Origin of the sequence: Micrococcus sp. M4NT, from assembly GCF_033790745.1 — a bacterium.
Taxonomy (GTDB): Bacteria; Actinomycetota; Actinomycetes; order Actinomycetales; family Micrococcaceae; genus Micrococcus.
The window spans coordinates 70,866-83,624 of sequence record NZ_JAMYEH010000002.1 but is presented as its reverse complement, the minus strand read 5'-3'; the positions used below and the strand labels follow the sequence as shown (position 1 = coordinate 83,624).

Below are 12,759 nucleotides of genomic sequence, written 5' to 3'. Positions count from 1 at the left end.
CGGGTGGGGTGGAACACTGACCGCCCATTCTTCCATGCCCGCCCGGCCGGATAGATTCGGGCCCATGGCCTTCGACTTCCAGCGCGCCCTCTCCCTCGGCCGGCAGGCCGCCCGCCTCCTGGAGACGCTCAGCTCCTCCTCCGACGCCGGCCCACGCCGCGGCTCGTCCCGCCGCGCCTCCGGCTCGGGGACGGGCGGCGGCGCCGGGCCCGTCTTCGACCTGGGCGTCCCGCCCCGGGATCCGGGGGCCCCGGCCTTCGACCCGACCCGGCGCACCGACGACTGGCCCACTCCCCCGGCCGGCGGCGCGCGCCGGCCGGACCGGCGCCGTGTGGACGAGGTGCTGCGCCGCGCCCGGGACGCGGACCGTGCCGAGGGACCGGCGGCGTCGGGGCGCGCGGCGGGCCGGCCGGACCGGCGGTCCCCCGCCGAGCTGCTCCCCGACTTCTCCGGCCGCGCGCGCGTGGAGTACGCCCCCGTGCCCGGCCCCGCGGCGGGCCCGGGCGAGGTGGTGTGGACCTGGGTCCCGTTCGAGGAGATGGACGGCCGGGGCAAGGACCGCCCCGTCCTCCTCGTCGGCCGCGACGGCGCGTGCCTGCTCGGCCTCATGCTCACGAGCCGGGACCGCAACAACGCGGACCTGCGCGACGAGGACTACGTGGACGTCGGCGCCGGGCCGTGGGACCGGCGCGGCCGGGCCTCCGAGGCGAAGGTGGACCGCGTGCTGCGCGTGGACCCGGACGCCGTGCGCCGGGAGGGTGGGGTCCTGGACCCCGCGCGGTTCGAGGCCGTGGGCGACGCGCTGCGCCGCCACCAGGGCTGGGAGTGCTGACGCGCCACGCCGAGGCACTCCCCGGCCATGTCCGGGACACGCAGATGATACGATTGTGGGCATTGTGTCCGCCGGTCGACGGGCACCCCCGGACCGGGATCGCCACGGTGTCCCCACGCCACTGAAGTCCACGGATCCGGGAACCCTCCACGACCCCCCTGTTCACGCGGCGTGCGGACCACCCGTCCCGCGCCGACGACGTAAGGACCAGAGTTGGCCAACATCAAGTCTCAGAAGAAGCGCATCCTCACCAACGAGAAGGCGCGCCAGCGCAACATCGCTGTGAAGTCCGAGCTGCGCACCGCCATCCGCGCCGTGGACAAGGCCGTGGCCGCCGGCGAGGCCGAGGCCGCCGCCGCCGCGCTGCGCACCGCGAACCGCAAGCTGGACAAGGCAGCCTCCAAGGGCGTCATCCACAAGAACCAGGCCGCGAACCGCAAGTCGGGCATCGCGAACCGCGTGAAGGCCCTCTTCGCCTGATCCGCAGCGCCACACCGCCACGGCCCCCGCTCCGAGACCCTCGGACGGGGGCCGTGGTGCGTCCGGGGAGGGTCCGCGGCGTGGTCAGCGACGCACGGCCGTGGCGATCCGGATGACCGCCCGCTCGACCGCGAAGTCGGGGTTGCGGGAGGCGCCCTTGACCTCGGCGTCGGCCTGGGCGATCCACTCGACGGCCTGCGCGATCCCGGCGGGGGTCCAGTGGCGGGCGGCCTGCTGCACGTAGCGCACCTGGAACGGAGCCACCCCCAGGAGGGAGGCGAGCTCGCCCTGCTCCCGGCCGGCGTCGATGATGCGCGCGACCTGGCGGGCCTTCAGCGTGAGCGCCGAGGTGATCATCACGGGGTGCACGCCGGTGGCCAGCGCGTGGCGGACGAGGGACACGGCGCGGGCGGCCTGGCCCTCGAGAGCGGCGTCCGCGACGGCGAAGCTCGTGGCCTCGACGCGGCCGCCGTGGTAGGTGTCCACCATCTCGGCGGTGACCGTGCCGGTGGTGTCGTCGATCAGCTGACGGCACGCGGCGGCGAGCTCCGTGAGGGAGGCGCCGGTGGCGCGCACGAGGGCGCGGGCGGCGTCCTCGTCCACGCGGCGGCGTGCCTCGCGGAACTCCGCCTGGACGAGCGCCAGGCGGTCCTCGTCCCGCTTGAGGGGCGCGCAGTCCACCACGGTGCCGGCCTTCGCGACGGCGTCGAGCAGCCGCTTGCCCCGGCTGCCGCCCGTGTGGCGCAGCACGAGGGTGACCTCGTTCGCGCCGGGGCCCTGCTCGACGAGGCGCAGGGCGTCGGCGAGGAAGGCGTCGTTCATGGACTCGAGCCCGTCCACGCGGATGAGGGTCGGCTCGGCGAAGAGCGAGGGGCTGGCGGCCATGGCCAGCTGCCCCGCCTGGTACTCCCCGGCGCGCAGGTCGTGCACCTCGAGGCTCTCGTGCCGGGCACGCAGCGCGGCCGTCACCCGGTCCGTGACCCAGCGGGCCACGTAGTCCTCGGGGCCCTTGAGCAGCATGAGCGGGCCGGGCTCCGTGCGGCGCCAGGCCAGCGGATCCGTGCGCGGGGCGCGGCCGGAGCGGGGGCTGCGGGCGGCGGACATGGGCACCATCCTAGGGTGTGGAGACGGGGACGGCGGGAGGGCGGACGGTGTGCACGGCGATCCCGGGATCCCCGTCCGAGCCCGACTCCAGGGTGAGCGCGAGGGTGCCGTGCCGGTCGGTGCGGGCCACCGGGCCGAGCCGCTCGAGGGCGGCCACGGTGGCGGGGTGGGGGTGTCCGTACGTGTTCTCTGCGCCCACCGAGACGACCTGGAGCCGGGCGCGGACCGCCGCGGGGACGTCCGTGCCGCCGTTGCGCGCACCGTGGTGGGCCACCTTCAGCACGTCCGCAGAGGGCGGCGGGGGTGCGTCCGAGCGCAGTCCGGCCGCCCAGGCGGCGCTCGCCGCCTGCTCCATGTCCCCCGTGACGAGCACGGTCAGCGGGCCCACGGCGCCGCGCACAGTGAGCAGGAGCTGTGCGGAGGCGTCGTTCTCCTCGGGCGCGGCGCGATCGGCGAGGAGGACGCTCCACCGCACCGATCCGCTCTCCCCCTCCTGGCCCGTGTGGAGCGGCGTCGCTCCGGAGGGCGGCGGCATCGCGGGGTCCTCCCCCGTGCTGGCGCGGCTCCTCCCTCGTTCGAGGGGTGTGCCCGCGGCGGGGTCGCCGAGCGGCGAGGTGCCGGCCGAGCGGGTGGCGTAGTGGACCGCGCCAGGGGCGAGCTGCCCCGTGAGCCCGGCCAGCCCTCCGGCATGATCCGCGTGGAGGTGGGTGAGCAGCACCGCGTCCACCCTCTCCACGCGCAGGTCCGCGAGGCATCGTCGGGCGGCGTCGGGATCCGGTCCGACGTCGACGGCGAGGGCAGAGTCCACGCCCGTGCGGAGGACCGTCATGTCCCCCTGCCCCACGTCGCAGAACGCCGCGACCCAGCCCGCGGGGACGTCGCCGGCCGGTCGGGGGGTCAGCACCGCGCCCACGCCGCCCGTGGCCGCGGCGATCAGCGCGGCCGTCAGGACCGCGGCGGCGGACACCCGCCGGACGCGGTCCGGCGCCGAGCGACCCACGCGCCGCACGCGGGGAGGCGACTCCCGTTCCAGCACCAGGACCGCACGGAAGCCCGCGAGCGTGGCGACCGTGAGGAGGGCGCCGAGGGCGAACCCGAGGCCGCCGCCCGGCCATGGCCGCAGGGCGCCCGGCAGCGTGGCGGCCGTGGTCGCGGTCCAGCCGATGGCCGCGGCCGGCCACTGCGCGATCCAGACGAGGGCGGCCGCGATCGGCGGGGCGGGCAGGACCAGCGCGGCGGCGAGCGTGCCGAGGACGGTCACCGGTGCGACCGCGGGGGCGGCCACGATGTTGGTGAGCACGGCGTAGGCACTCACCGTGCCGGTCATGGCCAGGAGGATCGGCTGACACGCGAGGTGGGCAGCCACGGTGACGGACAGGGACGCGGAGAGCCAGCGCGCGGCGGAGTCGGGCAGCACGCGCGCCATCCGCGGATGCAGCCACCGGTCCGCGGGGGCGGCGACGAGCACGATCCCCGCCGTCGCGGCCAGGGAGAGGTGGAACGCGACCTCCGTCGCGAGAGTCGGCGCGACCACGAGCAGCCCGGTGCCGCCCACCGCGAGCAGGGAGAACGCCTGCCGGCCGCGGCCGAGGAAGAGGGCCAGCGCCCCCAGCGCGCCCATCACAGCCGCCCGGAGCACGGAGGGCTCCGGTCCGACGACGACCACGAACACCCCGAGCGTGGCCAGCGCCGCGGCCACCACCGCGTGCCGGTGCACGCGCAGCGAGCGCAGGACCACGGCGACCGTGCCCAGGAGCAGCGCGCAGTTCGCCCCGGAGACGGCGCTGAGGTGGCTCAGCCCGGCATCCTTCATGGCGTCCCCGAGCTCGGGGCTCTGGGCCGTGCGGTCCCCCAGCACGAGCCCGGGGATCAGCTGGGGCGCCGTGCCGATCAGGGGAGAGGCCGCGGCCCGGAACGCCGAGCGCAGCACCTCACGCCCGGAGGGTCCCGCCACGTCCGGCGGGAGTGCTGCTCCTCCCTGTGCCGGACAGGGCCCCGGGATCGGTGCCGCGCGTGCGGTGAGGAACACCGTGTCCCCCTCGCGCCGGGGAGCGGCCACGACACAGGCCTTCCCGCCCGCCGCGACACCGCCGTCCGCCGTGCCGAGCCCGAGGGGCGGCTCCCCCTCCCCCGTGAGGCGGACCGCCTCGGGCCGCTCGAACGCTCGAGAGGGGTGGCCGAACCGCGTGGCCGTGGCCGGGGCGCCCCACCGCGGTCCGAAGGGCGACCCGGTGGCCTGGGGTGGGGCGTCCAGCACCACCTCGACCCGCACGGCCTCTTCCGCAGTTACTGCGTCATCCCAGCCGACGCGCTCACGCGCGGACTGGTGGAGGGCCACGTGCTGGGCCATCAGCGCTCCCGCCACGCCGGCCAGCACGACGGCGGTGGCCACGCCTCGCCGAGGGCGGTCGGTGCGTCGTGCTCCGGCGGATCGGCCGCCCACGACCAGCGCGGCGGCCCCGCACAGGGCGAGGAGCCCACACGCCCCGGACGCGAGGACGGCCTCGTGCGCGGGCCGGCTCGGGAGCACGTTCCCGAGGGCCAGGCACAGCAGCAGCGCCGGAACCCATCGGCCGTCCAGCGGTCCGGGGACGGCGCCGGCCCTCACGGGGTCACCAGCTCACGTGGTCACGCAGCCGCGCGAGGGCGGCCGGGCCGATCCCGGGCACCGCGTCCAGGTCCTGCAGCCCGCCGAACGGGCCCACCGTGTCCCGGTGCGCGATGATCTTCTCCGCCGTCGCCGGACCCACGCCCGGGAGCGTCTCGAGGGCGGCCGCGTCGGCCGTGTTCAGGTCCACCGGCACCGCGCCCGCACCGTCGGGAGACTGCGCCCCCGAGCTGCCGGGCCCCGCCACCGCGGCCCCCGCTCGCCCGCTGGGAGCCGCCGACCTCGCTGGCGGCGCCCCACCCCCGGCCGCCGCGGCCAGCTCTGCGTCCGGCGTGCGAGCGGACGGGACTAGGACCTGCTGGCCGTCCGAGAGCGTCGCAGCGAGGTTGATCCGCTCGGTGCGCGCCTGGGACGCGGCCCCGCCGGCGGCCCGGATCGCGTCCGTGACCCGGGACCCGGCCGCCAGGGTCACGACGCCGGGCCGACGGACCTCGCCCACCACGTGCACGCGCACCTCCGCCGGTGCGGAGCCTTCGCCCGCGCCCCCGGAGTCCCCGGAAGAACCGCCGGACGGTGTCCCCGAGGACGCGCCGGGGGCCTCTCCGGCCGGCCTCACGGTCGCCCCGGGGCCAGGATCCGGGACGCTCGCGCCCGGGGCCGCGCCGGCGGCATCGCCCGAGGGCGGCGCCGGGACACCCGACACGGACGCGACCGATGCCGCCGCGGAGGCCGGGGCGGGCGGAGCCGGGGCGGTCAGCCAGGTCACGGCCCACCACGCGATGGCCGCCACCAGCAGCACGAGCGCGGCCGTGCCTGCGGCGCGCCACCGGACGATCGGGGGGCGCGGCGGGACGGCCTCCCAGTCCTCACCGGGGCCGCAACCGCGGGGGTCCTGACCGTGGACGGGGCCGGGCTGCTCGGAGGGGACGTCCGGGGCTCGCGTGTGCATGGAGCCACTGTGGCCGGCCCGGCAGGTCAGGAGAGGCGCCCGCCGCGGCCTCGGGGATGGCGAGGAGCGACCCGACGCCTGTGCAGGAGCGGACTGCCCGGTCCACACACGCCCGGTCCGCCCCGGCTCGACTCGGCCTCAGTCGACCTCCACCTCGAGCGGGGTCACCACCACGCCCAGCGCGCCGAGTCCCAGGTGCGCGGCGAGGACCGCCGGCAGCTCGACGACGGGAACGGGCGTGGCCGAGTGCGGCTGCAGGCGCGCCACCAGCTCCTCGCTCCCCGCCGGGTCGCCGAAGCCGTGCACCACGATCCGGCTCGGCTTCCCGGCGGCACGCTCCAGGGCGAGCTCGACGATCCGGTCCATCGCGCGGGCCGCCGAGCGCGGGCGGTCCACCAGGGTGACCGCGCCGTCGTCGAGGGCCAGCACGGGGCGCACGTGGAGCAGGGTGCCCAGCAGGGAGGCCACGGCGCCGATCCGGCCGCCGCGGCGCAGCTGTTCGAGGCTCGGCACGGAGAACAGCACGGCGCCCGCCTGTGCGGTGGCCTCCGCCCGCGCGGTGATCTGCTCCACCGGCAGCCCCACGCCGGCGTCGATCGCCGCGTCCAGCACCGTGAGGCCGAGCGCGAAGCCGGCCGTGCCCGAGTCGAGGACCGTGACGGGGCGCGGGGCGTCCGCCGCGGCGAGCCGTGCCGCCTCCACGGTGCCGGAGAGCCGGCTCGAGAGGTGCAGGGAGAGCACCCGCGCATACCCGGCCTGCGCGAGGTCGGCGTAGACGGCCCGGAACGCCCCCGGAGACGGCCGGGAGGTCTTCACGGGGGTGCCGGAGGCGAGGGCGACGGGCAGCTCGAACCGCAGGTCCTCCGTCCCCTCCGTGTGGATCTGCTCCCCCACCATCACGGGGAGGGTGACCTGGCGGATGCCCGCCGCCAGGGGGTGGGCGAGCAGGGCCGGCGGCAGGGCCGCGGCGGAGTCGGTCACGATCGCGGTCCGGTCCCGCCGGGGCGGCTTCAGCCCGTAGCGGGCCCGGCCCACCAGGTGGGGTCGGCGGGCGCGCAGGCGCTCCAGGACGTCGTCGCGCCACTGGTCCAGCGTCGCCATGCTCCCCTCCTCCTCCGGGCCGACGGGGCGGCCCGGCTCAGTCCGGCTCGCCGATCAGCGGATGACGAGGTTCACGAGCTTGGGCTCGCGGACGATCGCCTTGACGATCTGGGCGTCCCCGATGAACGCCATGACCTTCTCGGACGTCCGGGCGCGGGCCTCGAGCTCCTCGGCGGTGATGTCCGCGGGCACCTCGAAGCTGTCGCGCACCTTGCCCTTGACCTGCACGACGGCGGTGACCGCGTCCTCCACGAGGAGGGACTCGTCGACCTCGGGCCAGCCGGAGCGCACCACCGAGGGCTCGTGGCCCAGCAGCACCCACATGTCCTCGGCCGCGTAGGGCGCGACGAGCGAGAGCAGCTTGGCGACGGCCTCGGCGGCCTCGCGCACCGCGGGATCCGCGGCGCCGGCCCCGTTGTCGATCACCTTGCGGGTGGCGTTCACGAGCTCCATGGTCCTGGCGATCACCACGTTGAACTTGCCGTCGTCCAGCAGCTGGGCGGCCTCGTGCACCGTCCGGTGGGTCACGCGGCGCAGGGCCGCGGAGCCGCCCTCGGCGGCGCCCGTCGCCGGGCCCGCCTCGCGGACGTCCCGGGCCAGGCGCCAGGCACGGGCGAGGAACTTGCCCGCGGCGCCGGGGGCGACGTCGGCCCAGTCCACGTCGTCCTCCGGCGGAGACGCGAAGACCATGGTGAGGCGGACGGCGTCCACGCCGAACTCGTCGAGCTGCTGTCCCAGGTCCACGCCGTTGCCGAGGGACTTGGACATCGCCTTGCCGCCGTTGAGCACCTGGCCCTGGTTGAGCAGGGCGCGGAAGGGCTCCGTGAACGGCACGAGGCCCATGCCGTGCAGCGCCTTCGTGAAGAAGCGCGCGTAGAGCAGGTGCAGGATCGCGTGCTCGACGCCGCCCACGTACTGGTCCACGGGCAGCCAGTCGCGCACCGCCTGGGGGTCGAACACCTGCGTCTCGTCCCACGGGGAGGCGTAGCGCAGGAAGTACCAGGACGAGTCCACGAAGGTGTCCATGGTGTCCGTGTCGCGCTTCGCCGGGCCGCCGCATCGCGGGCAGTCCACGTTGACCCAGTCTTCGGCGGAGGCGAGCGGGGACTGGCCCTTGGGCGCGAGCTGCTCACCCTTGAGGTCGGTCGGCAGGGTGACGGGCAGCTGGTCCTCGGGGACGAGGACCTCGCCGCAGTCGGCGCAGTGGATCACGGGGATCGGGGTGCCCCAGAAGCGCTGGCGGGAGAGCAGCCAGTCGCGCAGGCGGTAGGTGGTGGTGCCGCGCCCGGTGCCCTTGGCCTCGACGACCTCGATCGCGCGGGCGATGGCCGCCGTCTTGTCCAGGCCGTCGAGCTCGCCGGAGTTGACCAGGACGCCCTCGCCGGTGGTGGCCACCCCGGACACGGCCGGGTCCTCCTCGCCCGTGTCCACGACGGCGCGCACCGGCAGGCCCATGGCGCGGGCGAAGTCGAGGTCGCGCTGGTCGTGGGCGGGCACGGCCATGATCGCTCCGGTGCCGTAGTCGGCGAGCACGTAGTCCGAGGCCCACACGGGCAGGCGCTCCCCCGTCAGCGGGTTCACCGCGTGGCGGCCGAGGAACACGCCGGTCTTGGGGCGGTCCGTGGCCTGGCGGTCGATGTCGGAGACCTTCTTGAGGTCCTCGCGGTAGGCCTCGAGGTCGGCCCGGGCGTCGTCGGAGACGAGCTCGAGGGCCAGCGGGGCGTCTGCGGCCACCACCATGAAGGTGGCCCCGAACAGGGTGTCCGGGCGGGTGGTGAACACGGTGACGGAGGGGCCGTCCTCCACCTGGAAGTCCACGTGCGCGCCCTCGGAGCGGCCGATCCAGTTGCGCTGCATCGCGAGGACCCGCTCGGGCCAGTGACCGGTGAGCTGGTCCATGTCGTCCAGGAGCGCGTCCGCGAACCGCGTGATGCGGAAGTACCACTGGTTCAGCGTGCGCTTGGTGACCTCGGTGCCGCAGCGCTCGCACGTGCCGTCAACGACCTGCTCGTTGGCGAGCACGGTCTGGTCCTTCGGGCACCAGTTGACGGGCGAGTCCTTGCGGTAGGCGAGGCCCTCCTTGTGGAGCTGCTGGAAGAGCCACTGCGTCCAGCGGTAGTACTCGGGGTCGGAGGTGTGCAGCTCGCGGGTCCAGTCCACGGCGATCCCGTAGCGCTGGAACGAACGCTTCTGGGTCTCGATGTTGGCATAGGTCCACGCGGCCGGGTGCGCGTCGCGCTTGATGGCCGCGTTCTCGGCCGGGAGGCCGAACGAGTCCCAGCCGATGGGGTGCAGCACGTCGTAGCCGCGCTGCAGCCAGTAGCGGGCCACGACGTCGCCCATCGCGAACGCCTCCGCGTGGCCCATGTGCAGATCGCCCGAGGGGTAGGGGAACATGTCCACCACGGTGCGCCGCTCGGCGCCGTCCTCCCGCGGGGTGAACGTGCCCGCCTGCTCCCAGTACCCAGCCCAGCGCGCCTCCACCTCGCGGAACGAGTACTCCGCGTCCGCGGGGACCTCGGGAGTGTCGGGGGCGGGGGTCTCGGAGGTCTGGCTCACGGCGGCTCGTGTCCTAACGCGGTCGGGGTGGGGGTGCGGTGGCGGCGGGGGCGGGACGTTCGCGCGACGGCATGACGGCGGACCCGCCCGCGCGTGTGCGGGGCGGGTCCATCCTACGGCGTCGGCTCAGGCGCGGTGGGATCCCTCGGCCTGGCCCGGGTCGTCCTCGAGCTCCGCGTCGAGGTCCCGGGCGACCTGGCGCTCGATCGCGCCCGTCACGGCCGCGGGCTCGGCGACGGAGTGGGCGGCCGCCTCCTCGAGGGCGTCCGCGTGCGCGGTCGTGAAGCGCTTCTCCGGGTGCCGCTGCAGGCGGATGAGGGAGGAGAGGCGCAGGCGCAGGGTCCGCTCGGCGGAGAGCTCCCCGCGGTGGGTCAGCCACCAGGCCACCAGGACCACGGTCAGGAGCAGGCCGAGGTAGCCCAGGAACGGGTAGACCACGTTCATCAGGGTGCCGAAGCCGAGGAAGCTCACCGCGAAGCCCACCAGGGTGACGGCGATGAACGCGGGGCGGTAGCGGTCGGGGCGGTCCGCCGAGATGCGCCGGCCCAGGGCGTAGAACATGCCGATGGCCGAGTTGTAGATCATGGCGTAGATGACCGCCAGCATGGCCCACCCCAGCACGGGGTGGAACGCGCCGAAGAGCTCGAGCATGGGCACGGAGGCGTGCCCGATCCGGTCGAAGTTCAGGTAGAGCAGCACGCCCGCCATGACCATGAGGACCGTGTAGAGCAGTCCGCCGGCGAGCCCGCCGAAGAACGCCTCGCGCGGGTTGGTGATGGAGCCGCCGATGACGAGGCACATGGACACGGCCATCACGAGGACGAGCCCGGTGTAGTTCAGGGCCGAGAGCCACCACGGGTTGATGGGGGTGGCGGTCTGGGCCGCCATCGCCTCGTTGGCGGTGAAGGAGCCGTCCAGGGCGAGCACCGTGGCGAGGAACGCCCCCACGACGGCGACCACGACGAACGGCGTGAGCCCGGAGATGATGGAGGAGACCTTCTCCACGTCCAGCAGGCCGGTGACGATCACGAGCGCCGTCATGATGGCGGCGCCCGCCCAGGTCGGCCACCCGAGCTGCTGGTGCATGGTCGCGCCGGCACCGGCCAGCATCACGAAGCCGATCGCGAAGAGCGTGATGGAGACGCTGACGTCCAGGATGCGGGCGATCACCGGGTGGGTCACGCTGCGGAACACGGCCTTGTGCTCGTTGGCCAGGAAGGCGCTGCCGAGCTGAAGGATCACCGCGCCGCCCACGGCCACGAGGACGCCGGCGAGGATCGCCCCCCAGATGCCGATCTCGCCGAACCCGACGAAGTACTGGATCACCTCGGCGCCGGTGGCGAAGCCCGCCCCGACGACGAGGCCGACGAAGGCGAGTGCGATCTTGGCCGATCTGAACACGGCGGAGTTCTGCATGGGGTTCCTCATCCTCGGGGGCAGGGCGCGGCACACCGAGGTCGATCCCCCGGTACGGCCTCCGCAAGGGTAGTGGCGGGCCCGGGGGTCCGCACAGGAAGCACGGGCGCTGGGCGCCGCCCTGTGCGCGGTCTCACGCCCAGCCGAGCGAGGCCTCCACCGCCCGGTGCCACCGCTCCAGCAGGCGCTCGCGCTCGCTCGCCGCCATGGCCGGCTCCCACCGGCGGTCTTCTCGCCACAGGGAGCACAGGGCGGCCTCGTCCGGCCAGACGCCGACGGCGAGTCCGGCCGCCCACGCCGCCCCCATGACGGTGGTCTCGGCCACCGCGGGGCGCACGACCGGCAGGTCCAGGATGTCCGCCTGGAACTGGAGGAGGCCCGCGTTGACGGTCATCCCGCCGTCCACGCGCAGCTCCCGGATGCGCGTCCCCGTGTCCGCCGTCAGGGCCTCGAGCAGGTCCCGGCTCTGGTAGGCCGTCGCCTCCACCGCGGCCCGGGCGAGGTGGCCGCGATGGGCGAATCCGGTCAGGCCGGCGATGAGCCCGCGGGCGTCGGCCCGCCAGTGCGGCGCGAAGAGGCCCGCGAAGGCGGGGACGATCACCACGCCGCCGTTGTCCGGCACCGTGGCCGCGGCCGCCTCGACCTCCTCGGACGTGGAGATGATCCCGAGGCCGTCGCGAAGCCACTGCACGAGCGCCCCGGCCACGGCCACGGAACCCTCGAGGGCGTAGCGCATCGGCTCCCCCGCCCGCTGGTAGGCGACCGTGGAGACGAGGCCGTGCGCCGACGTCGGCCGCTGCGTCCCCGTGTGCTGGAGCAGGAAGCAGCCGGTCCCGTAGGTGTTCTTCGTGTCCCCGGGGCGGAAGAGCGCCTGGCCGAAGCACGCGGCCTGCTGGTCCCCCAGCACCCCGGCCACGGGGACGCCCGCCAGCGTCTCGTGGCCGGCGACCTCGCCGAGCACGCCCACCGAGGGCACGATGCGCGGCGCCATCGCCTCCCACTCCTCGGGGTCGAGCCCGAAGAGCTCGAGCATGGGGGCGCTCCATCGCCCCGTCTCGAGGTCCATCAGGAGGGTGCGCGAGGCGTTCGTCACGTCGGTGACGTGGACCCCGCCGTGGACGCCGCCCGTGAGGTTCCACACGAGCCACGAGTCCACGGTTCCGACCCGCAGCCGCCCCGCGGCCGACAGCGCGCGGGCCTCCGGGACCTCGTCCAGGATCCAGCGGATCTTGGACGCGGAGAAGTAGGAGGCCAGGGGGAGGCCGGTGCGGGCGCGGGCCGCGTCCTCATGGCCGTCGGCGCGCAGGTGGGCGACGGCGTCGGCGGTGCGCGTGTCCTGCCACACGATGGCCCGGTGCACGGGCCGGCCGGTGGCCGCGTCCCACGCCACGGTGGTCTCGCGCTGATTCGTGATGCCCACTGCGGCGATGTCATGCGGGCCCCGGTGCGCGCGGGCCAGGGCGAGTGCGGTGAGCTCCCGGACGGCCTCCCACAGCTCCGTCGGATCGTGCTCGACCCACCCCGCGTGCGGGAAGTGCTGGACGTGCTCGCGCTGCGCACTCGCCACCACGTGCCCGTCGGCGCCCACCACCGCCACCCGGGTCGAGGTGGTCCCCTGGTCGATCGCGACGACGGCGGTGCGGCTCATGGGAGTGACCCTAACGGGCGGCGCCCCCCGCCTCGAGGAGGCGGGGGGCGCCGTCGCGCGGG

The 12,759-nt window shown here is 75.4% G+C and carries 9 protein-coding genes; 2 read left to right on the top strand and 7 right to left on the bottom strand.

What is annotated here, in order from left to right:
- Positions 1 to 64: 64 nt before the first annotated feature.
- A complete protein-coding gene (locus NJC10_RS01855) occupies positions 65 to 832 on the top strand; it encodes a type II toxin-antitoxin system PemK/MazF family toxin (RefSeq protein ID WP_319074253.1) in 768 nt (255 codons plus the stop codon).
- 213 nt (positions 833 to 1,045) lie between these two features.
- A complete protein-coding gene (gene rpsT / locus NJC10_RS01850) occupies positions 1,046 to 1,312 on the top strand; it encodes a 30S ribosomal protein S20 (RefSeq protein ID WP_248115583.1) in 267 nt (88 codons plus the stop codon).
- Between the two features lie 84 nt (positions 1,313 to 1,396).
- Here the strand turns inward: rpsT and holA are convergent, their stop codons facing one another.
- The 7 genes from holA to glpK all read right to left on the bottom strand — a co-directional run bounded on the left by holA (position 1,397) and on the right by glpK (position 12,697).
- Positions 1,397 to 2,416 carry a DNA polymerase III subunit delta gene (gene holA, locus NJC10_RS01845; protein ID WP_319074252.1) on the bottom strand — a complete coding sequence of 340 codons (1,020 nt, stop codon included), beginning with the start codon at positions 2,414 to 2,416 and terminating at the stop codon, positions 1,397 to 1,399.
- A gap of 10 nt (positions 2,417 to 2,426) precedes the next feature.
- Positions 2,427 to 5,024 (bottom strand): ComEC/Rec2 family competence protein, encoded by a 2,598-nt coding sequence (locus tag NJC10_RS01840; protein ID WP_319074251.1) that lies wholly within the window; start codon positions 5,022 to 5,024, stop codon positions 2,427 to 2,429.
- A gap of 4 nt (positions 5,025 to 5,028) precedes the next feature.
- Entirely contained in the window at positions 5,029 to 5,973 is a 945-nt protein-coding gene (locus NJC10_RS01835) for a ComEA family DNA-binding protein (protein ID WP_319074250.1), read from the bottom strand.
- 138 nt (positions 5,974 to 6,111) lie between these two features.
- Positions 6,112 to 7,074: a DegV family protein gene (locus NJC10_RS01830; protein ID WP_298711051.1), complete on the bottom strand. Its 963-nt coding sequence runs from the start codon at positions 7,072 to 7,074 to the stop codon at positions 6,112 to 6,114.
- A 54-nt stretch (positions 7,075 to 7,128) separates the two neighbouring features.
- On the bottom strand, positions 7,129 to 9,633 hold the full coding sequence (gene leuS, locus NJC10_RS01825; RefSeq protein ID WP_319074249.1) for a leucine--tRNA ligase: 2,505 nt from the start codon (positions 9,631 to 9,633) through the stop codon (positions 7,129 to 7,131).
- Between the two features lie 126 nt (positions 9,634 to 9,759).
- Entirely contained in the window at positions 9,760 to 11,049 is a 1,290-nt protein-coding gene (locus tag NJC10_RS01820; protein ID WP_319074248.1) for a hypothetical protein, read from the bottom strand.
- 133 nt (positions 11,050 to 11,182) lie between these two features.
- A complete protein-coding gene (glpK, locus tag NJC10_RS01815; RefSeq protein WP_319074247.1) occupies positions 11,183 to 12,697 on the bottom strand; it encodes a glycerol kinase GlpK in 1,515 nt (504 codons plus the stop codon).
- Positions 12,698 to 12,759: the final 62 nt, after the last annotated feature.